Source organism: Actinomycetospora soli, from assembly GCF_021026295.1.
Taxonomy (GTDB): Bacteria; Actinomycetota; Actinomycetes; order Mycobacteriales; family Pseudonocardiaceae; genus Actinomycetospora; species Actinomycetospora soli.
In genome coordinates, this window is the sequence record NZ_JAJNDA010000011.1 from 103,076 (window position 1) to 126,504 (window position 23,429).

The 23,429-nt window shown below is 74.3% G+C and carries 23 protein-coding genes and 1 tRNA gene; 13 read left to right on the forward strand and 11 right to left on the reverse strand.

What is annotated here, in order from left to right:
- Positions 1 to 52: 52 nt before the first annotated feature.
- Entirely contained in the window at positions 53 to 1,306 is a 1,254-nt protein-coding gene (locus LN037_RS18810; RefSeq protein WP_230755416.1) for a CoA transferase, read from the forward strand.
- Positions 1,307 to 1,370: 64 nt separating this feature from the next.
- Here the strand turns inward: LN037_RS18810 and LN037_RS18815 are convergent, their stop codons facing one another.
- Positions 1,371 to 3,239 (reverse strand): glycoside hydrolase family 15 protein, encoded by a 1,869-nt coding sequence (locus LN037_RS18815; RefSeq protein WP_230755422.1) that lies wholly within the window; start codon positions 3,237 to 3,239, stop codon positions 1,371 to 1,373.
- Positions 3,240 to 3,302: 63 nt separating this feature from the next.
- On the opposite strand from LN037_RS18815, the gene LN037_RS18820 reads away from it, so the two are divergent.
- The gene (locus tag LN037_RS18820) at positions 3,303 to 4,091 is read left to right on the forward strand and encodes a siderophore-interacting protein (RefSeq protein WP_230755424.1); all 789 of its coding nucleotides are present in this window, start codon (positions 3,303 to 3,305) and stop codon (positions 4,089 to 4,091) included.
- Between the two features lie 333 nt (positions 4,092 to 4,424).
- Here the strand turns inward: LN037_RS18820 and LN037_RS18825 are convergent, their stop codons facing one another.
- The 3 genes from LN037_RS18825 to LN037_RS18835 are packed head-to-tail and all read right to left on the reverse strand — an operon-like array spanning position 4,425 to position 6,042.
- Entirely contained in the window at positions 4,425 to 5,276 is an 852-nt protein-coding gene (locus LN037_RS18825; RefSeq protein ID WP_230755426.1) for an alpha/beta fold hydrolase, read from the reverse strand.
- Positions 5,277 to 5,294: 18 nt separating this feature from the next.
- Positions 5,295 to 5,678, reverse strand: coding sequence for a hypothetical protein (locus LN037_RS18830; RefSeq protein ID WP_230755428.1), 384 nt, complete (start codon positions 5,676 to 5,678; stop codon positions 5,295 to 5,297).
- Positions 5,671 to 6,042 carry a hypothetical protein gene (locus LN037_RS18835; protein ID WP_230755430.1) on the reverse strand — a complete coding sequence of 124 codons (372 nt, stop codon included), beginning with the start codon at positions 6,040 to 6,042 and terminating at the stop codon, positions 5,671 to 5,673. The genes LN037_RS18830 and LN037_RS18835 overlap by 8 nt, the downstream gene beginning before the upstream one ends.
- A 44-nt stretch (positions 6,043 to 6,086) precedes the next feature.
- Between LN037_RS18835 and LN037_RS18840 the strand changes: the two genes are divergently transcribed.
- Positions 6,087 to 7,760 (forward strand): ABC-ATPase domain-containing protein, encoded by a 1,674-nt coding sequence (locus tag LN037_RS18840; RefSeq protein WP_230755432.1) that lies wholly within the window; start codon positions 6,087 to 6,089, stop codon positions 7,758 to 7,760.
- A 132-nt stretch (positions 7,761 to 7,892) separates the two neighbouring features.
- Positions 7,893 to 8,063: a hypothetical protein gene (locus LN037_RS18845; RefSeq protein WP_230755434.1), complete on the forward strand. Its 171-nt coding sequence runs from the start codon at positions 7,893 to 7,895 to the stop codon at positions 8,061 to 8,063.
- Positions 8,064 to 8,091: 28 nt separating this feature from the next.
- Here the strand turns inward: LN037_RS18845 and LN037_RS18850 are convergent, their stop codons facing one another.
- On the reverse strand, positions 8,092 to 8,907 hold the full coding sequence (locus LN037_RS18850; protein ID WP_230755436.1) for an IclR family transcriptional regulator: 816 nt from the start codon (positions 8,905 to 8,907) through the stop codon (positions 8,092 to 8,094).
- 62 nt (positions 8,908 to 8,969) lie between these two features.
- On the opposite strand from LN037_RS18850, the gene LN037_RS18855 reads away from it, so the two are divergent.
- Genes LN037_RS18855 through LN037_RS18865 form a run of 3 tightly spaced genes read left to right on the forward strand, consistent with a single transcriptional unit; the run spans position 8,970 to position 12,418 of the window.
- On the forward strand, positions 8,970 to 9,833 hold the full coding sequence (locus tag LN037_RS18855; RefSeq protein ID WP_230755438.1) for an amidohydrolase family protein: 864 nt from the start codon (positions 8,970 to 8,972) through the stop codon (positions 9,831 to 9,833).
- Positions 9,834 to 9,893: 60 nt separating this feature from the next.
- Positions 9,894 to 11,117 carry a cytochrome P450 gene (locus tag LN037_RS33760; protein WP_230755440.1) on the forward strand — a complete coding sequence of 408 codons (1,224 nt, stop codon included), beginning with the start codon at positions 9,894 to 9,896 and terminating at the stop codon, positions 11,115 to 11,117.
- The gene (locus LN037_RS18865) at positions 11,114 to 12,418 is read left to right on the forward strand and encodes an MFS transporter (RefSeq protein WP_230755442.1); all 1,305 of its coding nucleotides are present in this window, start codon (positions 11,114 to 11,116) and stop codon (positions 12,416 to 12,418) included. Before LN037_RS33760 ends, LN037_RS18865 begins: the two co-directional genes overlap by 4 nt.
- On the opposite strand, the gene LN037_RS18870 is transcribed toward LN037_RS18865, so the two are convergent.
- Positions 12,388 to 13,563 carry a CaiB/BaiF CoA transferase family protein gene (locus LN037_RS18870; protein ID WP_230755444.1) on the reverse strand — a complete coding sequence of 392 codons (1,176 nt, stop codon included), beginning with the start codon at positions 13,561 to 13,563 and terminating at the stop codon, positions 12,388 to 12,390. The genes LN037_RS18865 and LN037_RS18870 overlap by 31 nt on opposite strands.
- Positions 13,564 to 13,587: 24 nt before the next feature.
- Here LN037_RS18870 and LN037_RS18875 point away from each other — a divergent pair, with 24 nt between their 5' ends.
- From LN037_RS18875 to LN037_RS18895, 5 genes are all read left to right on the forward strand, one after another.
- Positions 13,588 to 14,580: a CobW family GTP-binding protein gene (locus tag LN037_RS18875; RefSeq protein ID WP_230755446.1), complete on the forward strand. Its 993-nt coding sequence runs from the start codon at positions 13,588 to 13,590 to the stop codon at positions 14,578 to 14,580.
- A gap of 374 nt (positions 14,581 to 14,954) precedes the next feature.
- Positions 14,955 to 15,911: a non-homologous end-joining DNA ligase gene (ligD, locus tag LN037_RS18880; protein WP_230755448.1), complete on the forward strand. Its 957-nt coding sequence runs from the start codon at positions 14,955 to 14,957 to the stop codon at positions 15,909 to 15,911.
- Positions 15,912 to 15,971: 60 nt separating this feature from the next.
- Complete coding sequence (locus tag LN037_RS18885; protein WP_230755450.1) at positions 15,972 to 16,175, forward strand: hypothetical protein; 204 nt, start codon at positions 15,972 to 15,974, stop codon at positions 16,173 to 16,175.
- A 33-nt stretch (positions 16,176 to 16,208) separates the two neighbouring features.
- Entirely contained in the window at positions 16,209 to 17,177 is a 969-nt protein-coding gene (locus tag LN037_RS18890) for an alpha/beta fold hydrolase (protein WP_230755452.1), read from the forward strand.
- Positions 17,178 to 17,205: 28 nt separating this feature from the next.
- Positions 17,206 to 17,640, forward strand: coding sequence for a PPOX class F420-dependent oxidoreductase (locus LN037_RS18895; RefSeq protein WP_230755454.1), 435 nt, complete (start codon positions 17,206 to 17,208; stop codon positions 17,638 to 17,640).
- A gap of 17 nt (positions 17,641 to 17,657) precedes the next feature.
- On the opposite strand, the gene LN037_RS18900 is transcribed toward LN037_RS18895, so the two are convergent.
- The 5 genes from LN037_RS18900 to LN037_RS18920 all read right to left on the reverse strand — a co-directional run bounded on the left by LN037_RS18900 (position 17,658) and on the right by LN037_RS18920 (position 21,670).
- The gene (locus LN037_RS18900) at positions 17,658 to 18,578 is read right to left on the reverse strand and encodes a hypothetical protein (protein WP_230755455.1); all 921 of its coding nucleotides are present in this window, start codon (positions 18,576 to 18,578) and stop codon (positions 17,658 to 17,660) included.
- Between the two features lie 123 nt (positions 18,579 to 18,701).
- The gene (locus LN037_RS18905; RefSeq protein ID WP_230755456.1) at positions 18,702 to 20,006 is read right to left on the reverse strand and encodes a glycosyltransferase; all 1,305 of its coding nucleotides are present in this window, start codon (positions 20,004 to 20,006) and stop codon (positions 18,702 to 18,704) included.
- A gap of 29 nt (positions 20,007 to 20,035) precedes the next feature.
- Positions 20,036 to 20,107, reverse strand: a tRNA-Arg gene (locus LN037_RS18910).
- Positions 20,108 to 20,141: 34 nt separating this feature from the next.
- Positions 20,142 to 20,843, reverse strand: coding sequence for a DUF305 domain-containing protein (locus tag LN037_RS18915; protein WP_230755457.1), 702 nt, complete (start codon positions 20,841 to 20,843; stop codon positions 20,142 to 20,144).
- Positions 20,840 to 21,670, reverse strand: coding sequence for a thioredoxin-like domain-containing protein (locus LN037_RS18920; RefSeq protein WP_230755458.1), 831 nt, complete (start codon positions 21,668 to 21,670; stop codon positions 20,840 to 20,842). The genes LN037_RS18915 and LN037_RS18920 overlap by 4 nt, the downstream gene beginning before the upstream one ends.
- A 103-nt stretch (positions 21,671 to 21,773) precedes the next feature.
- On the opposite strand from LN037_RS18920, the gene argS reads away from it, so the two are divergent.
- On the forward strand, positions 21,774 to 23,426 hold the full coding sequence (gene argS, locus LN037_RS18925; RefSeq protein WP_230755459.1) for an arginine--tRNA ligase: 1,653 nt from the start codon (positions 21,774 to 21,776) through the stop codon (positions 23,424 to 23,426).
- Positions 23,427 to 23,429 lie beyond the last annotated feature (3 nt).

Genomic DNA, 23,429 nt, shown 5'->3' on the forward strand with positions numbered 1-23,429 from the left:
GCACTGCGTCACTGCTTGCGCTCAACGCCAGGAAAGCCACATCGTCGACGGCGTGATCGACGCGGCCCTGCACGACCTCTGGCGCTCCCTCGACACCGACCGCCCCGCCCCGGAGCCGCGCTGGACCGGCGACTCCACCGGCCTCGCCTGCCCGCTGCCCGTCGAGGCGCTCGCCCTCGGCGCGGTCGCCGCGGCGGCCGGTGCCGCCGGACACCGCACGCCGGAGATCGACCTCGCCCGCGTCGGCAGCTCCTTCCGCGCCGACCAGCTGCTGCGGGTCGACGGCACGACGCCGGCCGGCTTCGCGCCGCTCTCCGGGTTCTGGCCGGCCGCGGACGGGTGGGTCCGCACGCACGCGAACTACCCCCACCACCGCGCCCGGCTCCTCGATGCCCTGGGCGTTCCCGACGACGGGGTGGGCGCGGCCGTCGCCGCGCGTCCGGCGCTCGAGGTGGAGGAGCTCGTCGTCGGGACGGGAGGGATCGCGGTCGCCGTCCGGGACCGGCCGACCTGGGCCGCGAGCGAGCAGGGGCGGGCCGTGGCCGCCGAGCCGCTGGTCGGGGTGCGTCGCGTCGGGGCGACCGCACCCGACGTCCGGAACCCGCGGGTGCTGGACCTGACCCGGGTGATCGCCGGACCGGTCGCGACGCGTGCGCTGGCGTTCTTCGGTGCCGACGTGCTGCGCGTCGACCCGCCGTCGATGCCCGAGCTGCCGGCGCAGCACCTCGACACCGGGCTCGGCAAGCGCACGACGGTCCTCGACGCGTCCGACCTGCGGCTGCGGGACCTGGCGGACACCGCGGACGTCGTCGTGACCGGCTACCGGCCCGGCGCGCTCGACCGGTACGGCCTGGGCGCGGAGGACCTGCTGGCGCGGCGGCCCGGCCTCGTCGTCGTGCAGCTCGACGCGTGGGGGTGGACCGGGCCGTGGGCGGGGCGGCGCGGGTTCGACTCGATCGTGCAGGCGGCGAGCGGGATCGCCGTCGCGTGCGGCACCGACGGACGGCCGGGCGCACTGCCGGCGCAGGCGCTCGACCACGCGACCGGCTACCTCGTCGCCGCATCCGCGCTGCTCGGGCTCGCGGAGCGGTCGACGCGCGGCGGCTCGATCCGCGAGCTCGCCCTGGCACGGACGGCCGAGTGGCTGTGGCGGCACCCGGAGCTGGTCACGGACGCGCCGGCGGTCGAGCCGGTGCGGCAGCGGCTCGGGGTGGTCGAGGTGCCGCCGCCGGTGTTCGGCGGGGAGTGGGCGGCGCCGGCCCACGAGCTGGGCGCCGACGCGCCGGAGTGGCGCTCACCCCGATGACAGGAAAGCGTCGTTGCTGTCGTCCGACGACAGCAACGACGCTTTCCTGCCACGGGGCGGGGGACTACCGCCGCGCCGCCCGCTTCTCGGCGCGCACGATGTTCATCACCGCCTGGATGAGCCCGAGGTGCGTGAACGCCTGCGGGAAGTTGCCCAGGTGCCGCCCGGAGTGCGGGTCGATCTCCTCGGCGTAGAGGTGCAGCGACGACGCGGCGCCCAGCAGCTTCTCGCACAGCGCGGTCGCCCGGTCCACCTCGCCGATGACCGCCAACGCCGACACGAGCGCGAACGAGCAGATCGTGAACGTGCCCTCCTCGCCGGAGAGCCCGTCGTCGGTGTCCTCGACGAGGTAGCGCAGCACCAGGTCGTCCTCGGTGAGTTCGTCGGCGATCGCGAGGACGGTCGCGCGGCAGCGCGGGTCGTCGGGGGAGAGGAACCCGACGATCGGCATGAGCAGCAGCGACGCGTCGAGGCCGGTGGTCGCGTAGTGCTGGCAGAGGACGCCGCGGTCGTCCACGGCGTGGGTCAGCACGTCCTCGCGGATCTCCTCCGCCGCGCGCCGCCAGCGGTCCTCCCGCTTCTCGTCGCCGCGCAGGGCCGCGAGCCGGGCGCCGCGGTCGGCCGCGAGCCAGCACGCGATCTTCGACGTCGTGAAGTGCTGCGGCTCGCCGCGCACCTCCCACGGCCCGCGGTCGGGGCCGCGCCAGTTCTCCAGGGCCGCCTCGACCTGCGTGACGACGATCGACCACAGCCGGTCGTCGAGCCGGTCGCGGCTGCGGACGTACTGGTAGATCGCACCCACGGCGGCGCCCCAGACGTCGTGCTGGGCCTGGTCGTACGCGCCGTTCCCGATCCGCACCGGGTACGCGCCCTCGTACCCGTCGAGGTGGCCGAGGACCTCCTCGTCGAGCCGGGCGCGCCCGTCGACGCCGTACATGATCTGCAGGTGACCGGCCGCCGCCTCGGCCGCCTCGGCGACGAAGTAGAAGAAGTCGTTGGCCTCCCAGTCGAAGCCCAACGCGTAGAGCGCCCACAGCGCGAGCGCCGAGTCGCGGATCCACGAGTAGCGGTAGTCCCAGTTGCGCTCGCCGCCCGGGGTCTCGGGCAGCGAGGTCGTCGCGGCGGCCGCGATCGCGCCCGTCGGGGCGAACGTCAGGCCCTTCAGCGTCAGCGCCGACCGCTGCAGGTAGGGCAGCCACCGGTGGTCGGGGAAGTCGCCGCGGTCGAGCCAGTGCCGCCAGTGGTGCTCGGTCCACGTGAGCCGCTCGAGGGCCTCGTCGACGTTGGCGGGCGGGGCGTGCTCGCTCCACGAGAGCGCGACGAACCGCCACTCGCCCTCCTTGAGCAGCGTCCGCGACGTGGCGAGCGAGCCCTCGAAGCCGATGTTCGTGTCGGTCGTCAGCAGCAGCTCCGAACCGCCGCCGGACGCGCGGGCCGCGCGGTACCCGCCGTCGGGATAGCTCCACTGCGCGGGCTCACGGCCGTAGTCGAAGACCGGCGCGCACTCCATCCGCAGCTGCACCTGCCCCGAGATGCAGCGGGCGACGCGGAGCAGGACGTGGTCGGCGTCGTAGTCGGTGGGGGCGCGCCGGTGCGAGCCCGAGCGCTCCGTCTCGTGGTGCCACGGCCCCATGAGCAGCACGTCGAGGACCTGCAGCCAGCCCGACCGCGTGCACCACGTCGTCTCGAGCACCATCGTGCCGGGCACGTAGCGGCGTGCGGCCGGGACGTCGGCGCCGTCGGGGTGCAGCCGGAAGGTGCCCGCGTCGCGGTCGAGGATCGCCCCGAACACGCTCGGCGAGTCCATCCGCGGCAGGCACAGCCACTCGACGGCCCCGTTCGGGGCGACCAGTGCGGTCGTCTCGCAGTCGGAGAGGAACCCGTAGTCGGCGATCGGCGGGAAGGCGCTCCCGGCCCGCGGCTCGACGTTCATGGCGGGAGGATGCCTCGCCGTGCCCGGATCGTCGCGCTGCGTCACCGATTACGGTGACCGGACATGGTCGTCCGCAATGCACCCGTGATCTCCCCGCAGGCCCACGACGACGTCGAGCCGGTGCGGGTCGAGGTCGTCGGCTGGGAGGACCTGACGCCGCGGATGCGCCGCGTCCGCCTCGCCGGCGAGGTCGACGGGCTGCCGGTCTCCGGCCCCACCGACCACGCCAAGCTCTTCTTCCCGACGGCGGGTCGCGCGGATCCGGAGCGCCCGGAGATCGGCCCGCGGGGGCTGGTGGCTCCGGCACCCGGACGACCGCGTGCGTACCGGGAGTACACGCTGCGGTCGGTGGCCGACGGGGTCGTCGAGGTCGACTTCGTGCGGCACGGGCACGGGCTCGCCGGGACGTGGGTGGAGGACCCGGGCGGCGCGCTCTGGCTCTACGGCCCGCGGTCGTCGCTGCGGCACGACCCGCGCGACTGGTACCTGCTCGGCGGGGACGAGACGGCGCTGCCGGCCCTGGGTCGGTGGCTGCGGTCGTTGCCGTCCGACGCCGTGGGCACCGTGTTCGTCGAGGTCGCGGACGCTGCGGAGGAGCAGGTGCTGGACGGTCCGTCGGGGATGTCGGTCGTGTGGCTGCACCGCGACGGCGCCGAGCCCGGGACGACGTCGCTGCTCGGCGACGCGGTGGAGGGCTGGACCCGCCCCGAGGGGGACGGCCTCGTCTGGATGGGCGCCGAGGCGTCGGCCCTGCGCCCCGTGCGGCGGCGCCTGCGCGACCTGCTGCCCACCGAGTGGATCGACCTCGACGGGTACTGGCGCCGGGGTGTGGAGGGCACGGGCCTGGGCTGATCGCGTGGTGCGGGGCAGTCGCTGCAGCATCCTGCGCGCCACGCACACAGTCCGGGCGGCGGAGCGGACTGCGCTCCGCGAATCCTGCGCGTCGCGCACACATCTCACGGGGGCGCGACCCCGACCCACCCGCGAGGTCCACCTGGGGCAGGTCCGGGGGCCTGCGGGCGTGCGTGGTGTGTCCCTCGCGGCGGTGACCCGCGGAGTGTGTGCGGGGCGCGCGGGTTCTGCCGGGGTCGAGTGCCCGGCCGGCCGGCCGGAGTGTGCGCGGGGACGCACGGGCCTCGGCGGCGTGCGCCGCCGACGTCGTGCCCGACCCGCACCGACCCGGCGTCAGGAACCCAGGACCTCGCGGAGCCGCGGGGCGAACGTCGTGGCCCGCCCCGGCCAGGCCTCGTCCTCGCCCGCGAACCCGTCGTGGCCGCCCGGGAAGACCACGAGCTCGGCGCCGAGGAGGTCGGCGGTCGCGCGGGCGGTGCGCGCGGTGAAGGTGTCGCCGGTCTCCTCGCCCACGGCGAGCAGAACGCGCGTCGGGGCGGCCCGCAGCGCCTCGACGACCGGCCGGTACCGGACGATCGCGAGCGAGCGGTCGCTGAGCAGCGGGTCGTCGCGGGAACCGTCGTCCTCGGTGGGCATCCCGAACGCGGCCGGGTCGGGCGCCGGCTGCGCGAAGTAGTCCGGGGTGAACTCGCCCGACCAGGACACGTACGTCATGAACGCGGCCATGCCCGCACCCCAGCCGCGCTCGGCGTAGGCGCGGCGGATGTCGTCGTAGGCCCGCCAGGCCGCGTCGGCGTCGGGCAGCGTGTCGATCAACGGCGGCTCGTGGGCCACGAGGGTGGCCACGTCGTCGGGGTACGCCGCCACCCACGCCAGCGCCGAGACCGCGGCGCCGCTCGAGGCGAACACGTCGACCGGCCCCGCGTCGAGCGCGGTGACCAGCGCGTGCAGGTCGGAGGCCTGGACCTCGGGCACGGCGGTGACCTCGCCGTCGGAGCGCACCGAGCGCCCCGCGCCGCGCGGGTCGTAGAGCACCACGCGGAGGTCCGGCAGGTGCGACGCCAGGGCGTGGGCGCCCTCGGCCGTCATCGGCTGGCCGATCAGCACCAGCGGACGGCCCTGGGCGGCCCCCAGCACGTCGTAGGCGAGCTCGACCCCGGGCAGCGACAGCGTGTGCGTGGTCACGTCGGTACGGTATCAGGACTAGTCGGTAGAGTGGTACAACCAGAGCAGGCCGAGGATCGGCAGGATCAGCGGGAAGAAGCCGTAGCCGATGCCGAAGTCGGTCCACACCGTGTCGTCGGCGAAGTCCTGCGGTGCGAGCAGCGTGAACAGGCCGACGCCGACCACGCCCACCAGCTCGATCCACACCGCGACCTGGGCGAGCCGCCGCTGCCGCCGCCCGATCGCGACCGCCGCGAGGATGTAGACCGCGGCCGAGAACGCGGAGAGCAGGTAGGCGAGCGGCGCGACGGAGAACTGGGTCGCGATCTGGTAGACCGACCGGGCCCCCGCGGAGATCGCGAACAGCACGTAGACCGCCAGCAGGACCTTGCCCGGCCCGCTGTCGAGGCGCCGCTCAGACACCGGTCACCTCCCACACCTGCGTGGTGCGCAGGACCAGCACCGCGAACGTCACGCCCGCGATCGCCAGCACCACCGAGCCGTACCGGGTGCGCTCCCCGTAGGCCAGGGCGGCGCCGATCGGCAGCACCACGAGCAGGGCGATGAGGTAGCCGACGATCTCCGCCACCGCTCCGGCCGACCGGCCCGGCGACACGACGAGCAGCACGACCGCGATCACGGCCTGGACCAGCGCGAGCACCTCGAGGCCCACCAGGGCGAGGCGGTGGTGGTAGGTCGGCGCCTGGTTCACGGCGGCGGACACCCCGCACCACAGCGCCCAGCCGAGGCCCGCCAGGCCGAGGACCCAGGCGAGGAGAACGATCACGCCCGCCAGTATGGCCGCGCCGCGCGTCGGGCACTCTCCCGCCCATGGCCCGCCGCGACCTCGCCTCGACCCTCCGCGACCTCGACGGGCAGAGCTACGGGCGGTACCGGTCGCTGGTCGGGTCGTGGGACATCGACGACGGCACGCTCGAGGTCGTCCGCGTCCAGGCCGACCCGTTCGCCCCGCCGTCCCGGGTCCGCGTCACCCTGCCCGGGGCCGCCCCCGACGAGCTGACCGGCACGGCCGACCGCCGCCGCGCCCACGCCACGTTCCTGCTCCGCCGCCTGCACCGGCAGCTGCGCGGCACGCCCCTGCAGCTCGACGCCGGCGGTCAGGAGGTCCTCGACCGCACCGCCGGGCGCGTGCTCGCCGACGGCACCGTCGTCGTCGAACTCGGTGCGCCCCTCCCCGGGCCGAAGCGCCACATCCTCGGCCGGGAGGCCGCGACGCTGCTGGGGGAGACGCTGCCGGCGGCGGTCGCCACCCTGCGCTGGGATGCCCTTCCCGACGACGAGCGTGGTGCGGCGACGCGGTTCGCCGCGGTCGTCGAGGACGCCGTCGCGCTGCGGGCCGCGCTGGCCGACCACGGACTCGTCGCGTTCGTCGCCGACGGTGCCGTGCTGCCGCGGCGCTCCGGCATCGACGACCGCCCGCTCGAGCGCGCCACGGCCTTCGCGGCCCCCGAGGGCCTCCGGGTGACGCTGGCGACGCCGAACGCGGGACCCGTCGTCGGGATGGGGATCCCGGAGGGCGTGACGCTGATCGTCGGCGGCGGCTACCACGGCAAGTCGACGCTGCTGCGCGCGATCGAGGCGGGCGTGCACGACCACGGGCCCGGCGACGGGCGCGAGCAGGTCGTCGCGCGCGCCGACGCGGTGAAGGTGCGGGCGGAGGACGGCCGCAGCGTGGTGCGCAGCGACGTGTCGGCCTTCGTCTCGCACCTGCCGTCGGGCGAGCCGACCGACGACTTCTCGACGACGAACGCCTCCGGCTCGACCAGTCAGGCCGCGTCGATGGTGGAGGCGGTCGAGGCCGGGGCGGGCGTGCTGCTGGTCGACGAGGACACGTCGGCCACCAACATGATGATCCGCGACGCCCGGATGCAGCAGCTCATCGCGACCGAGCCGCTCGTGCCGTTCGTGGAGCGCATCCGCCCGCTGCACGCCGAGCGCGGGGTGTCCTCGGTGCTGGTGATGGGCGGGTCGGGCGACTACCTCGGGGTGGCCGACACCGTGATCATGATGTCCTCGTACGTCGCGAGCGAGGTGACCGCGCGGGCGCACGAGATCGCCGCGGCCACCCCGGGCCGGACCCAGGAGCACACCGGGTTCCCCGTGGTCGCCGCCCGGGTGGTCGACCCGGGCTCGGTGGACCCGTCGGGGCGGCAGGGCAAGCGCCGCATCGCCGCGCGGGGGACCGACACGCTGACCTTCGGCGAGGACGACGTCGACCTGTCCGCCGTGGAGCAGGTGGTCGACCGGTCGCAGGTGACCGGGATCGGCCGGGCGATGGCGCTGCTGGGCGACCACGTGCTCGACGGCGGGATCACGCTCGCCGAGGCGCTGGACCTCGTCGACGCGCAGATCGCCCGCGAGGGGGTGGACGCGCTGCGCGACGGCCCCCGGGACCCCGCGGACCTCGCCCTGCCCCGCCGGCACGAGATCGCGGCCGCGCTCAACCGGCTCCGCTCGCTGCGCGTGCGCTCCCTGCAACGATGAGGAACGGGACACTCCGTACTCGGACGACCCGATTCGATTGCGCTCAACGGGTGACGACCGACCGGTAGGGCGCAATCGTGTGGAACTCTGTGCAACGGCGGGGGGCCAGGGGGAGCGCAGAGGGGGCGGGTCGTGAGCACGATGCCGACGGACGTCGCGGAGCCGGGGGGATCCGTCGACGACGAACTGCGGTGGGCGTTCTACCGCACGGCGATGGCGGCCTGGGTCGAGGCGGCCGGGCGCGCGCCCGTCCCCTCGCCGCGCACCTCACCCGAGGACACCCTGCGTCGCGTCCCTCGCTAGGGGCGCGGCGCAGCGGTCACCCGGCTGGTCACCCCACGCGCAGCGGGCGCTCCACGGGGCGCACGGGGGTCTTCCCGACGACGGGTGCCGCGGCCCGGCCGTGGCCCGTGGCCTCCAGGGCGCGCCGGATGCGGGCCGCCACCGCGGTGAGAAGGGCGGGCAGCTCTCCCGGCCCCGTGCCGTCGTCCCGGACGACGAGGCTGAGCGCGGCGGCCACGTCGCCGCGCCGGTCGTGCACGGGCACCGCGACCGCCATGGCGTCGTCGGTGATCTGCCCGCGGAGCACCGCGACCCCGTCGCGCCGGACCTGGGCGAGGCGCACCCGGAGCAGCGCGGGGTCGACCTGCGTGCGCGCGGTGTAGCGGGCGAGCGGACGCGCGAGGACCTCGTCGACCTCGGCGGGATCGGCGTGGGCGAGCAGCACGATCCCGGTGCCCGTGGCGTGCAGCGGCCAGCGGTCGCCCACGCGGCTGGACACCTGGGCGGTGCGGCGCGACCGCAACGCCTCGACGTAGACCACCTCGTGCCCGTCGCGCACGCCCAGGTGGACGTTGCCGCCCGTGACGCGGTGCAGGTCGTCGAGATGGGGGAACGCGATCTCGCGCAGACCGAGGCCGCGCGGGGCGAGGGCGGAGAGCTCGAGCAGGCGCAGGCCGACCGAGAAGCGGCCGTCCTCGCCGCGCTCGAGGGCGCCCCAGGCCTGCAGCTCGCCGACGAGCCGGTGGGTCGTCGAGAGCGACAGGCCGGCGCGGCGCCCGATCTCGGAGAGGCTCAGCGCGCGGTGATCGGGCCCGAAGGCGCCGAGCACGTCGAGGACGCGGCTCGCGGCGGTGCGGTGGGGCATCCCTCCGATGTCATCACACCGGAGAGGTGGATCACAAGGTTCCTTGATGATGGGGTGGGGTCATGAACCTCGACGCCCTGGACGCCGTCGACGTGCACGTGCACGTCGAGGCCGACGCGCACGGCCACTGCTCGCTCGACCCCGAGCTGCTCGACGCGTCCGCCGGCTACTTCAAGGCCGGCGAGAACCGGACCCCGACGGTCGAGGACATCGCGGCCTACTACCGCGAGCGGAACACCGCCGCGGTCGTGTTCACCGTCGACGCCACGAGCGCCACTGGCCACCCGGCGCTGTCCAGCGAGGAGATCGCCGACCGCGCCGCCGCGCACGCCGACGTGCTCATCCCGTTCGGCTCGGTCGACCCGCACGGCGGGGCGGCGTCGGTCCGGCGCATCCGCTCGCTCGTCGCCGACCACGGCGTGCGGGGCTTCAAGTTCCACCCGAGCCTGCAGGGCTTCGAGCCCCACGACCGGCGGTTCTACCCGCTCTACGAGGCGATCACCGAGCTCGGCGTGCCGGTCGTGTTCCACACCGGCCAGACCGGCATTGGCGCCGGGCTGCCGGGCGGGCGCGGCATCAAGCTGCGCTACTCCGATCCGATGCTGCTCGACGACGTCGCGGCGGACTTCGCCGAGCTGACGATCGTCATGGCCCACCCCAGCGTGCCGTGGCAGGACGCGGCCATCTCGATCGCGACGCACAAGGCGAACGTGTACATCGACCTCTCCGGGTGGTCCCCGAAGTACTTCCCGCCGCAGCTCGTGCGGGCCGCGGGGCGGTGGTTGTCGGACAAGGTCCTCTTCGGTTCCGACTACCCGGTGCTCACCCCGGACCGCTGGCGCCGGGACTTCGCGACGCTGAATCTCCCGGACGAGGTGCGCCCCCGCATCCTCAAGGACAACGCCCGCCGGCTGCTGGGGATCTGACTTCCGCCTGACGGAGACCCGCTTGTCCGGTTCGGCCCGGTGCGGGCAGGTTGCGGAGCCGTGCTCAGCGTCGACGCGCCCGTGCTCGACGTCGACCCGTTCGCGCTCGACGTCCTCGCCGACCCGCTGCCCGCCGACACCGCGATCCGCGAGACGGCGCCGGCGGTGTTCCTGCCCGCCCACCGGGTGTTCGCCACCGGGCGGTACGCGCACGTGGCGGCCGCCTTCCGCGACGCGGCGACGTTCTCCTCGGCCGCCGGCACCGGGCTCGCCGACATCCGGCGCGGCGCGGGCTGGCGGCCGCCGAGCGTCCTGCTCGACACCGACCCGCCCGAGCACGACGCCGCCCGCCGCGTGATGAACCGGGTCCTCTCCCCGCGCGCCCTGGCCGGGCTGGAGGCGCGGTTCGCGGTGGTCGCGGCGACGCTCGTCGACGAGGCCTGCGCGGCCGAGGAGATCGACGCGGCCGGGATCGCGGAGCGGTTCCCGCTGACGGTGCTCCCGGACGCGGTCGGCATGGCGCCTGAGGGGCGCGACCACCTCCTGCCCTACGCGGCGCTGAACTTCGAGTCGATGGGCCCGCCCGGCGTGCTGCGGGACGCCGCCGAGCAGGGCGCGGCTGCCGGGGCGGGGGAGTGGGCGACCGCCCGCGAGTACGTCACGTGGCAGATGCGCCGCGAGGCCCTGTCCGACGACGGGATCGGCGCGGCGATCTACGCCTTCGCCGACCGCGGCGACATCTCCGCGGCCGACGCCGGGCTGCTCGTGCGTTCGTTCCTCTCCGCCGGGATCGACACGACGGTGCTCGCGCTCGCCTCGGTGCTCCACGAGCTCGCCCGCCGCCCGGAGGTCTGGGCCCTGCTGCGCGCCGACCCGTCCCGCGTGCGCGGGGTGTTCGAGGAGGGCATGCGGCTGCACACCCCGAGCCCGGTGATCGGTCGCACGACGACGCGGCCCGTCGACCTGGACGGCGTCACCGTGCCCGCGGACGCCCGGCTGCTGCTCTGCCTCGGGGCCGCCAACCGCGATCCCCGCCGTTTCGACGACCCGGACGCCTTCGACCCGGTCCGGACGGCCGGTGCGGTGACCTTCGGCGCCGGGGTCCACAACTGCGTCGGCCAGGCCATCGCCCGGCTCGAGGCCCAGGCGCTGCTCGGCGAGCTCGTGCGCCGCGTCGAGCGGATCGAGCCGGCCGGGGAGTCCGTCCCCCGGCTGTCCAACTGGCTGCGCGGGTTCGCGTCCGTCCCCGTCCGTCTCGTCCCGTCGTCGAAGGAGGCGCCATGAAGGCCCGGACCAGCACCGGAACGTCGTCGGGAACGGATCCCCGCAAGGTCGCGCTCGCGAGCCTCGTCGGCACCAGCATCGAGTGGTACGACTTCTACATCTACGGGCTCGCGGCCGTCACCGTGTTCGCCCCGCAGTTCTTCCCGGGGTCCTCGCCGCTCGCAGGCAGCCTCGCCGCGTTCGGCACCTTCGCCGTCGGGTTCATCGCCCGGCCGATCGGCGGCGTGCTGTTCGGGCACCTCGGCGACCGCGTCGGGCGGCGGAACACCCTGGTGATCACGCTCGTGACGATGGGCGTCGCGACGTTCCTGATCGGCCTGCTGCCCTCCTACGCCACGATCGGCGTCGCCGCGCCGGTGCTGCTCGTGGTGCTGCGACTCGTGCAGGGCTTCGCGGTCGGCGGCGAGTGGGGCGGCGCGGTGCTGCTCTCCACCGAGCACGCACCGGGCGGGCGGCGGGGGTTCTACGGCAGCTTCCCGCAGCTCGGCGTCCCGATCGGGCTGATCGCCTCGAACGCGGTCTTCCTCGTCCTGACGGCGGGTCTCTCGCCCGAGGCGTTCTCCTCCTGGGGCTGGCGGGTGCCGTTCCTCGCCTCGGCGCTGCTCGTGATCGTCGGGCTGTGGGTCCGCCTGCAGGTCTCGGAGTCCTCCGAGTTCGAGGCCGCGAGGGACCGCTCGATGGTGCTGCCGATCGCCGGGGTGCTGCGCCACCACCTGCCCCAGGTGCTAGGCGGGATCGCGCTGTTCACCGGCATCACCGGCGTCGGGTACATGGCCGCGACGTTCTCCATCCAGTACGGCGCGAGCGCCTACGGGATGCCGCGGACCGGGCTCATCGCGGTCGTCCTGGTGGTCGCCGTGCTCGAGGTGCCGATCATCCTGTGGTTCTCGTCGGCCGCGGACCGTTGGGGGCTCTCCCGCACGATCCTCGGCGGCGCGATCGCGACCGCCGTCGTCATGGCGGTGTTCCTGCCCCTGCTCGCCTCGGCGTCGCTGGTGCTCACCGCGATCGCCGTCGCCGGCGCCCGCTGGGCGTCCGCGCCGATGTGGGGGCCGTCCGGGGCGCTCGCCGCGCAGGCCTACCCGGCCGAGGTGCGCTACAGCGGCGCGTCGGTCGGCTACCAGCTCGGCTCGATCACCGGTGGCGCGCTCGCCCCGATCCTGACGACGCTGCTGCTGGCCAGCCCGCTCGGCATGGCCGGGGCGTCGGTGTATCTCGTCGCGATCGTCGTGCTCTCCGGGATCGGGGCGGTGCTCGCCGCCCGCCTCATTCAGAAGCGGGAGATCTCCTCGTCGGTGTAGCCGAGCTCGCGCAGCACCTCGTCGGTGTGCTGCCCCATGCCGGGCGGCGGGCCGGTGGGTGCCGGCGGGGTGTCGCTCGCGTGCACCGGGAAGCCGGTGCCGACGTAGGTGCCGATCCCGGGCTGCTCGAGCGTCACGTGGTGGCCGCGCTCGTGCGACCAGGGGTCGGCGTAGAGGTCGTCGAGGGTGTTGATGGGTCCGCACGGGACACCGGCCGCCTCGAACCGCTCGGCCCAGTGCGCCACGGGCTGCGTGGTCAGGACGCCCTCGACGAGCGCCATCAGCTCGTCCCGGTTCTCCGAGCGGGCGGCGTTGGAGGCGAAGCGCGGGTCGGCGACGAGCTCGTCGAGGCCGAGCACGCCGCAGAACCGGGCCCACAGCCGCTCGCTGCCGACGGCCACCACGAGCGTGCCGTCCGCGCAGGTCATCGGCTGGTAGGGCACGACCGTCGGGTGCGCCACACCGAGCCGGCGGGCGCGCCGCCGGTCGTGGAACACGGCCTGCGCGGCGTAGGTGTGCCAGACGGTCTGCGCGTCGAGCAGGGAGACGTCGAGGTACTGGCCGCGGCCGGTCGTGTGCCGGGCGTGCAGGGCCATGAGCACGCCGACGATCGCCCACGTCCCCGCGTTGAGGTCGGCGACGGGGAGACCGACCTTGGTCGGGGGGCCGTCCGGCTCCCCGGTGAGGCTCATGATCCCGCCCATCGCCTGCGCCAGGACGTCGTACCCGGGCTTGTCGCGGTACGGCCCGGTCTGCCCGAACCCGGAGATCGCGACGTGGATCAACCGCTCGTTGCGCGCGCTCAGGGTGGCGTGGTCCAGCCCCCAGCGCTCCAGCGTCCCCGGGCGGAAGTTCTCGACGAGGACGTCGGCTCGGTCGGCGAGCCGGCGCGCGGCGTCCTGGCCGTGCTCGGTGGCGAGGTCGAGCACGATGCCGCGCTTGTTGCGGTTGGTCGACAGGTAGTACAGCGACTGCCGGTGCTCGGCGTCCCCGAGGAACGGCGGGCCCCAGCCGCGGGTGTCGTCGCCGCCCGGCGGCTCGACCTTGATCACGTCGGCGCCCATCTCGCCGAGCCACTGCGTGGCGAAGGGGCCCGCCAGCACCCTCGACAGGTCCAGGACACGGATGCCTTCCAGGGGACGCACGATCACCGACCCTATGCTCGACGGATGCGCACCGTCCCCGTGGTCCTCGTCGCGGGCCACCTCGGGGTGGGGAAGTCGTCGCTGGTCAACCATCTGCTGCGGCACGCCGACGCGACACGGATCGGGGTCGTGGTCAACGACTTCGGGGCGCTCGGGATCGACGCCATGCTGGTGGCGGGCCAGGCGTCCTCGGTGACGGCCTTGTCGAACGGCTGCCTGTGCTGCGTCACCGACGCCGACGGGCTCTCCGGGGTGCTCGCGGATCTCGTGGCGCCGGCGACCGGGCTCGACCTCGTCGTCGTGGAGGCCAGCGGCCTCGCCGAACCCCGTGAGCTGGTGCGGCTGCTGCTGGCCTCGCCCGACCCGCACGCGGTGTACGGCGGTCTCGTCGCCGTCCTCGACGCCTGCGCCCCCGATCTCGACCATGCCCGCCTGGCCGACCTCGCCGTCGTGAACGGGCTGGACCGCTGCGGGGCCGCGGGGGTCGAGGCCGTCCGCGCGGTCGCGCCGGGCGCGGTCGTCGGGACCTCGCACGGCGCGCTCGACCCGGCGCTGCTCGTCGACCCGGTGCGCCGCGAGCAGCCCGCCCAGCTGACGCTCGACGCCCTGCTCCGCGAGGCCGACGGCGAGCACCCGCACGTCGCGGCCTCCAGCGTGTCGTTCACCTCGGAGCGCCCGCTCGACGCGCGCCGGCTCGCCGCGTTCCTGGAGTCGGGCCCCGCGGGGGTCGTCCGGATGAAGGGCATCGTGCGCCTTCCCGACGGCGGGGGTGAGGGCTTCGCCGAGACCCCGGACGTCTGGGAGGTGCAGACGGTCGGCACCGCGATCCGGGTCCGCCCCGCACCGGGACGGTTGACGACCCGCGGCGCCCGCCTGGTCCTCATCGGCACCGACCTGGACGAGCCGGCGCTGCGTGCTGCGCTGGAGGGGTGCGCGGTGGGCGAGGACGAGCCCGCGCCGTCCGAGCACGCCGCCCTGGCCCTGACCCGGTACCGGATCGACCTGACGTCGGCGTGATCCGTGTGCGCGGCGCACACATCTTGGTGCGGGCGCGGTTCTGGTCTGGTGAATCCTGCGCGTGGCGCACACATTCTGGTGCGGGGCGCGCCCGCCGTTCCTCTTGTCGCGGGAAACCGGCTCCCATGGCCGCCTTGTCGTTGTGAATCACCACGACAAGGCGGCACCCCGGCGCCGACTGCCCGCGACAAGGTGACGCCGAGCGCGCCGGTCCGGGTCGGAGTGTGTGCGTGCCGCGCAGGAGTCGCGGGACCTGAGCTCCGATGCGGCCGGAGTGTGTGCGCCCCGCGCAGGACTCGCGCGACGAACCCGGAGGGGGACCCCCGACGGCGCCCCGCTTGACCCCACCAGCCCCGCCGTCCACCGTCACACGCGTGGCGAGCGAACCGGACGAGACGCGCGACGGCGTCGGGCTGACCCATCTCGACCAGGCGCTGCTGGCCGACGACACCGTCACGAAGCGGCAGCTCGTCGACCACCTCGACGCCGTCGCGGAGCGCATGCTGCCGTTGCTGACGAACCGGCCGCTGTCGGTGATCCGGGCCCGCGGCGACCAGCGCTTCATGCAGAAGAACCTGCCCAAGGGCGCGCCCGACTGGATCCGCAGCGTCACGTTCTGGTCCGACAGCTCGCAGCGCGACGTCCACTACGCGCTCGCCGAGGACCGCGCGACGCTGCTGTGGTTCGCCAACCAGCGGGCGATCGAGTACCACGTCCCGCTCACCACGGCGGACGAGCCGGGCACCCCGACGCACCTCGTCATCGACCTCGATCCGCCGGAGGGCGCCGACCTCGCGCCCGTCGTCACCGCCGCGCGTGCCGTCCGTCGAGTCCTGCAGGACGCCGGGTTCGAGCCCGCCGTGAAGACGTCGGGGGCGAAGGGTCTGCACGTCGTCACACCGATCCGGCCCGCGGCCATGGAGGACGTCCACGCGGCCACACGGGCGGTCGCCGCCCGCGCCGAGCAGCTCGAGCCCGCCACCACGACGACGGCCTTCATCCGCGCCGACCGGGGCGGCAAGGTCTTCCTCGACGCCACGCGGGCCGGCGGCGCGACCGTCGTCGCCGCGTACAGCCCGCGCGTGCGACCCGGGCTGCCGGTGAGCTGCCCGGTCGACTGGGACGACCTCGACGAGGTGGTGCCGCGCGAGATCACGGTGTCCACGCCGGAGCGGTACCTGGAGGGCCCGACCTGGACCGAGCGGCTCGGGGACGCCCGCCCGATCCCGCAGGACCTCGTCGACGAGGGGCACACGATCCCGGTCGCCCGGGTCGCGGCGATGCACGAGGGGAAACGCCGCAAGCGGGCGGCCGAGCGCGGGGACGGCTGACGGAACCGCAAGTATCAGGTACCGTCGGTACCGACTACAACGTCGGACCGAGGAGGAACCGTGCTCGGAGACATCGCCGGGATCGGACCCGTCAAGGACGCGCTCACCATCACCAACGCCCTGCTCGAGCGGGTGCTGGCCGAACTCAAGGTCACCAACATGACCCAGCTCGAGGCCGTCGTCACCGAGCTGCGGGCGGTGCGGGAGTCGGTCGACCGGCTCGTCACGTTGCAGGAGTCCCAGCCGCAGGTCGCGGCCGGCTGAGCGGAGCCGCGCCGCCGTGAGGACACTGGGCCGGTGCGGTGGCTGCGGCGGGCGGGGATCGCGCTGCTCACGGTCGTCGTCCTGGTGCTCGCGGCGTCCGGGCTCTACCTCGCGTGGGACGACCTCGCGCCGGTCCGGGTGGCGGTCGACGTCCCGGGTGCCACGGTCGACGCGGCCGGGGTCCCGACCCACGTCGAGCACTGGCCCGCGCTGCGGCCGTCCGGGAGGCCGCCGCTGGTGCTGGTGCCGGGCTTCGCGGAGTCGACCTACGTCTTCTCCCGGCTCGCGCCGCGCCTGGCCGCCGACCGCGAGGTGTACGCCTACGACGTGCGCGGCTACGGGTTCACCGCCCACGTACCGCCCTACGACCTCCCCGCCGACACCGACCAGCTCGCAGGCCTGATCAGCGCCCTGCACCTGACGCGGCCGGTCGTCCTCGGCCACTCGTCGGGGGTCGCCGTCGCGCTGTCGCTCGCGCTCCGGGACCCCGCGGCGGTGAGCGGGGTCGTCGCCGCGAACGGCGACGGCACGCCGTACTTCGGGGCCGACCGCACGACCCCGGGCGGTGGTGGCGGCCTGCGGACGGTGCTGACCCTGCCGCCGGTCGGACCCGCCGTCGTGACCGCGATCGTGCGGCACCGCGGCCCGGTCCGCAGCCTCGTCGGGAGCCAGTGCGGGCCCGGCTGCCCGGTCGACGACGCCGCGATCGACCGCTGGCGCGCCCCCTTCCTGACGCCGGGTGGGGTCACCGCGCTGCTCGCGATCGCGCGGCAGCCGCTGATCGGCCTGACCGACGACGAGGAGCGGCGCCTGCAGGTGCCCGTCGCGATCGTGTTCTCCGAGCTGGACACGAGCTTCGACCGCGACGCCGCCGCCGCGATGGCCGAGCGTGTCCGGACCCCGCTCGTCGCCGGACTGCCCGGCGCCCGCCACCTCGCCCTGCTCGGCGACCCGGAGCGGTTCGCGGCGGCTGTCACCCCTCTGCTCGATCGGCTCGGGTGACGCCCCGGTCCGGTGGGCACCCGGCCCCATGGCTGACACCCGCAACGGTCCCGAGCTCCACCCGATGACGACCGAGCTCGCGAACGGCGCGAACTTCGCCTCGGTCTCGACGATCCTGCCGAGCGGCCTGATCCAGACGCAGATCCTGTGGGTCGGCATCAAGGACGGCCGGCTCGTGCTGAACACGGAGACCCATCGCACGCGGTACCGGAACCTGCAGCGCGACCCGCGGATCACGGTGCTGATCCGCGACGAGTCCGACCCCTACCGCTACGCCGAGATCCGGGGCGAGGTCACCGAGTTCACCACCGGCGACGAGGCCCGCAAGCACATCGACGAGGTGGCGCAGAAGTACACCGGCGGCGACTACCCGCCCGAGGCGATCAAGTCCGAGCGCGTGATCCTCTGGGTCACCCCGGAGCGTCAGACGATCGTCGACCAGAACGTCGACACCAGCGACTGACCGCCCGGTCCCTGCCGTCACCGCCGTCGCGGGTCCAGCCGGCTCCGGCCGTCGTCGAACCACCCGTGGTCGTCCGGTGGGAGGGGCAGCTCCCACCACGGCTTCGGGCGCGCGAGCAGTCTCGGCGGGTCCCAGCGGGTCAGGAGACGTTCCAGGCGGGTGGCCAGGCCGTCGACGTCGTCGGTGGTCGGGTCGGGCCACTCGAGCACCTCCCACCCGACGTCTCGTGCCCCGGCCGCAGCCCCCGTGTGCAGCGCCAGCCCGGTCCTGGCGGCGGGCCAGGCCAGGCAGAGGTGCGCGACCCCGCGGTCCGGCCCGGACAACACACGGTCGACCAGAGGTCGCGGCAGCCCCCGCGCGAGGAGGGCGACCCGGAGGCGCGACGCCGCGGGCCCCGGGCTCCGGGCGTCCAGCCACGCGAGTGCGGGCTCGACGGCGGTGCGGTCACGGTCCTCGGGATGCGCTGCGAGCACCGATCGGACGTCGTCGGCGTCGAGTGCGGTGGCCCGGACCAGCGCGTCGAGGACGACGACGGCCTCGCCCCGTGGCAGCCACCGCGCGACGTCGTAGGCGGTGCGGGCCGGCGTCGTCACCCGGGTGCCGTCCACCGCGGCGATCTCGTCGGGTGCCAGGGCGAGGCGACGCCGACGGAGTCCGGCGACCTCCCGGACGCCCGCGACGTCCACGACGAGGTCGACGGTCGGCTCCAGCGGCGCGACGTGGGCGCGGTGCAGGGCCGCGGCCGCCACGCCGGCGACCACGACGCGCTCGTGGACCAACCCGGCGGCGCGGGCCCGGACCGCCATGGACAGGTGTCGGTCCCGCGCGATGGCGACCTTCGGGAACAGCGTGCGGAACTCGGTGGACCGCGCCATGTCCCGGCTCAGGGTGCCGTCGGCGAGGGCGCGGTCGATACGAAAGGGTCCGTCGAGGCTCACACGGGCTCGGACTCCCGCCGAGGCCGATCGGTTCCCGACTCGCTAGGTCGATGACCGCCGTGTCCGGTGCGCAGGGATCCTGTGCACCACAGACGCCGGTCTGCGACCTACGCCCGCGGGAGCTCAGTGCCCGGTCAGCCGGTCCACCTCGGCGAGCAGGTCCGACACCTGGCGGACGACGCTGAACTTCTCCCGCGCGTAGGCGGCCGCCCCCGGCCCCTTCGACCGCTTCCAGTCCTCGTCCAGCGCGCGGTCGATCGCGGCGGCCAGGGAGTCGGTGAGCGCCTGCCGGTCGTCGGTCTCGGGGACCAGCACGCCGACCTCGGGGGTCACGAAGTCGCGCGGGCCACCGGAGTCCGCGCCGATCACGGGTGTCCCGCACGCCATGCACTCGAGGAACACGAGGCCGAACGGCTCGCGGTAGGACGGGAACACGCCCACGTCGGCCGCGGCGAACATCGTCGCGAGGTCCGCCTGCTGTCGCGGGCCGAGGAACAGGACGCGCCGCAGGCCGAGCTCGGCGACGAGGTCGCGCATCGCCCGCTGCTGCTCCTCCGGCCCGCCGCCGGCGACGACGGTGAGGATCCGACGCTCCTCCTGCTCGTACTGCGCCGCTGCCCGCAGCAGGGCGTCGAGCCGCTTCCAGTCGGCGAACTTGCCGCAGAAGGCCACCACCGCGTCGAAGTCCGGGACCTCGTCGGCCAGCGAGGCGAGCGCGGCGGCGGGGTCGGCGTCCGATTCGCGGAAGACGCGGTCGTTGTAACCGTTGTGCGAGAGCACGACGCGGTCGCGGGGGAACTCGGGGAAGACGTCGGCGAAGGCGTCGATCTGCTCGGAGGAGATCGACGCGACCACGTCCACGCCGCCCGGGAAGATGTGCTCCCCCTGCATGAACGGCAGGAACCGCAGCGGGAACTCCTCGGGCTCCTGCCCGGCCTGCTCCTTGGCGAACATCTTCAGCTCGGTGCCGTGCACGAAGCAGACGAGCGGGATCCGCGGCTTCCCGGCGGCGACGCGGGCGGCGATCACGTCGCGCATGACGACCGGGTTCATGAAGGCGTGGTGGGCGATCGCGAGGGCGAACTCGTCGCCGGTCGAGGCCTCGACCTCGTCCATGAACGCCGTGACCTCGCGGGTCAGCCGCGCGCGGTAGGCGTCCACCTCGTCGGGGCTCATGGCGTGCCAGCGGTAGCTCGAGACGGGGGAGACCGACTCGCAGATCGGGATGTCGTGGTCGAGCTCGAAGACCCGGACGTCCTCCTCGCGGAACCGCTGCACGCGGGAGGGGTACATCGAGTACGCGCGGACGCCGTCGATCTCGTTGTACGCCCGGTGGTGCGCCTCGTGGAGGATCCCCGACCCGGGGGCGAACTCACCGCCGCGCTGCCAGTTGTTGGTCCCGAGCTGGAAGATCAACCGGTCGCCCATGCGGCGATCGTAGAGAAGCGGTGGATGGGTGCCCCCGGCAGGATTCGAACCTGCGCTCCCGCCTCCGGAGGGCGGTGCTCTATCCCCTGAGCTACGGGGGCGGTACCGCGGACGAGCCTACTGCATGCCCGCGATCTAGTTCATCGGCAGGGGGGCCGCTCCCCGTGCCGCGAGCATCTGGGTCATCGTCTGCGCCTCGGCCTTCTGCGTGGTCACCATCGACGACGCGAGCGCGCGCACGGGGGAGACCGACGCGTCGGCGGCGGCCATCTCCATCATGTGCAGCCCGCCCTCGTGGTGGCGCAGCATCAGCTGCAGGAACTCGACGTCGAGCCCCTGCCCCGTGCTCGCCCGGAACCGCTGCAGGTCGGCCTCGGTGGCCATGCCGGGCATCGCGGCCATCGGCATCCCCATCCACGCCATGTACTGCCCCGGCGCGGTCTCGGTCGGCTCGTCCCAGAGCTGCAGCCAGCCCTGCATCATGCCGAGCTGCTGGGTCTGCGAGGACTCGATGTCGAACGCCAGCTGTCGCAGCGCCGGGTCGGTGGTGTTCGACCGCTCCCACACCGCCATCTGGATCGCCTGGCGGTGGTGCACGCTCATGTCCTGCAGGAACCCGACGTCGACCGATCCCGCCGCCGGGCCGTACGTGGGCGCCGTGCGCTGGCCGATCAGGGCGCCGACGAGCCCGCCGACGAGCAGCAGGATGAGCACGAGGCCGCCGGCGAGGACGCCCTTGGCCCAGCCGGGGGAGTTCGACCACCAGCCGCCCTCGTCGTCGGGCCCGTCGTCGACGACGGGTGGCTCGGGCGGGGAGCTCACGGACGAGGCCGTCATCCGGCACCTCCCATGCCGCCGGCGCCCGAGGTGCCCTGGTAGTCCATCGGCAGGGCGTCGCGCGGGTAGGGCGGCGGGTCGAAGGCGGGCGGGTTCGCCGGGTCGAAGTAGCCCGGGCCGAGGGCGTCGCAGCTGGCGCCGACCTCGGGGTACACGCCGTAGGGGTTGCCCTTGAGCGAGGTGATGAACTGGTCGATCCGCGGGTCGGTCGGGTCGGACACCTTGAGCTGGTGGCCCCACGACTGCAGCGAGATCGGCTGGTCGAGGCCGGGGAACGGCGACATCACCATCTGGTTCTGTCCCTGCACCCGGGCGGCGAGCGCGTCCCGGGCGGCGCCGGTGACGCGGGCCGGGTCGTAGGCGATCCAGACGGCGCCGTGCTCGAGCGAGTGCACCATGTTCTCGGTGCGGACCGCCTGCGGGTAGATCTGCCCGTTGCAGGCCGCCCAGTAGCCGTCGTGCGGGCCGCCGAACGCGGGGAACCGGTCGTAGGCCACGCGCTGCTGCGGCGTCACGTGGTGGCTGCCCTCGTAGGCCTGCGTGACGATGCCCGGGATCGCGAGCGACGGGTCGCGGTTCGAGTCGCTCGGGCGCCACGGGCTGATCTGCGAGGAGCGGTCGAACAGGAAGAAGCCGATCCCGCCGATCAGGGCGAGGACGACGACGACCGCGCCGATCAGCAGCCACGGCACCTGCCGGGCCTTCGGGGCGCCGCGGCCCGCGGAGGAGGTCCGCTTGCGCGCACCCGCGACGGGGTTCTTGCCGCGTTGCGGCGGGCGTCCACCCTTGCCACGCTGCGGGGTCCCGGTGGAGCGTCCACTCGCCATGTCACCCGATTCTAGGGATGAGCTGCGTGTGAGTTCCCCCTACCCGGCGTGATCGGTAGGCACCGGCGTCCCCGCCGGTCCGGGCTCCCTAGACTCGGTACACGTGACCCCCGCTGCGCTCGCCGATCTCCTGCACGCCGTCGCGGTCGACGTGCTGACCGAGCGCGGCCTCGACACGGCCGCGCTGCCCGACGAGGTCACCGTCGAGCGCCCGCGCAACCCCGAGCACGGCGACTACGCCACCAACCTCGCCCTGCGCAGCGCGAAGAAGGCCGGCGTGAAGCCCGCCGACCTGGCGGGCTGGCTGGCCGAGCGGCTGGAGACGACCGACGGGGTCGCCGCCGCGGAGGTCGCGGGCCCGGGCTTCCTCAACCTGCGGCTGGCCGCCGACGCGCAGGCCGGCATCGTCGCCGAGATCCTCGAGCAGGGCGCCGGCTACGGCCACGGCGACGCGCTCACCGGGCAGGCGATCAACCTCGAGTTCGTCTCGGCGAACCCCACCGGCCCGATCCACCTCGGCGGGACCCGCTGGGCCGCCGTCGGCGACGCGCTCGGGCGCGTGCTCGAGGCGCAGGGCGCGGCCGTGACGCGGGAGTACTACGTCAACGACGCGGGTGCGCAGATCGACCGCTTCGCCGAGTCGCTGATCGCCGCGGCGCAGGGCCGCCCCGTGCCGGAGAACGGCTACGGCGGCGCCTACGTGGCCGAGGTCGCCGCGAAGGTCGTCGAGACCGAGCCCGGCGTCCTCGACCAGCCCGAGGACCAGCAGCTCCAGGCGTTCAAGCGCCTCGGCGTGGCGGTGATGCTCGACGAGATGCGGACGTCGCTGGAGTCGTTCGGCACGCACTTCGACGTCTGGTCCTCCGAGCTCGCGCTGCACGCGTCCGGCGCGGTCGAGGACTCGGTGCAGAAGCTCAAGGACGACGACGCCCTGTACTTCACCGACGGCGCCTGGTGGCTGCGCTCGACCGAGCACGGCGACGACAAGGACCGCGTCGTCATCAAGTCCGACGGGCGGCCCGCCTACATCGCGGGCGACATCGCCTACTACCGCGACAAGCGGGCCCGTGGTGCCGACCTCGCCATCTACATGCTCGGCGCGGACCACCACGGCTACATCCACCGGCTCAAGGCGGTCGCGGCGGCCTTCGGCGACGACCCGGCCACGGTCGAGGTGCTGATCGGCCAGCTGGTGAATCTGCTGCGCGACGGCGAGCCGGTCAAGATGTCCAAGCGCGCGGGCACGATCATCACGCTCGAGGACCTCGTGGACGCGGTCGGCGTCGACGCCGCCCGCTACACGCTGACCCGCTCGAGCGTGGACCAGGTGCTCGACATCGACCTGGACCTGATCAGCCGGCGCACCAACGAGAACCCGGTGTTCTACGTGCAGTACGCGCACGCCCGGCTCTCGGCGCTGGCCCGCAACGCGGCCGACCTCGGCGTCAGCCGGGACGCGCCCGACCTGGCGCTGCTCGTCGAGCCCCGCGAGGGCGACCTGATCCGCACCCTCGGCGAGTTCCCGCGGGTGCTGGCGTCGGCGGCGCAGCTGCGCGAACCGCACCGCGTCGCCCGCTTCCTCGAGGAGCTGGCCGGCACCTACCACCGCTTCTACGACAGCTGCCGTGTCCTGCCGCAGGGCGACGAGGAGCCGGGCCCGCTGCACACGGCGCGCCTGGCCCTCTGCGAGGCGGCCCGCACGGTGCTCGCCTCCGGCCTCGGCCTGCTCGGTGTCTCCGCCCCGGAACGGATGTAGATC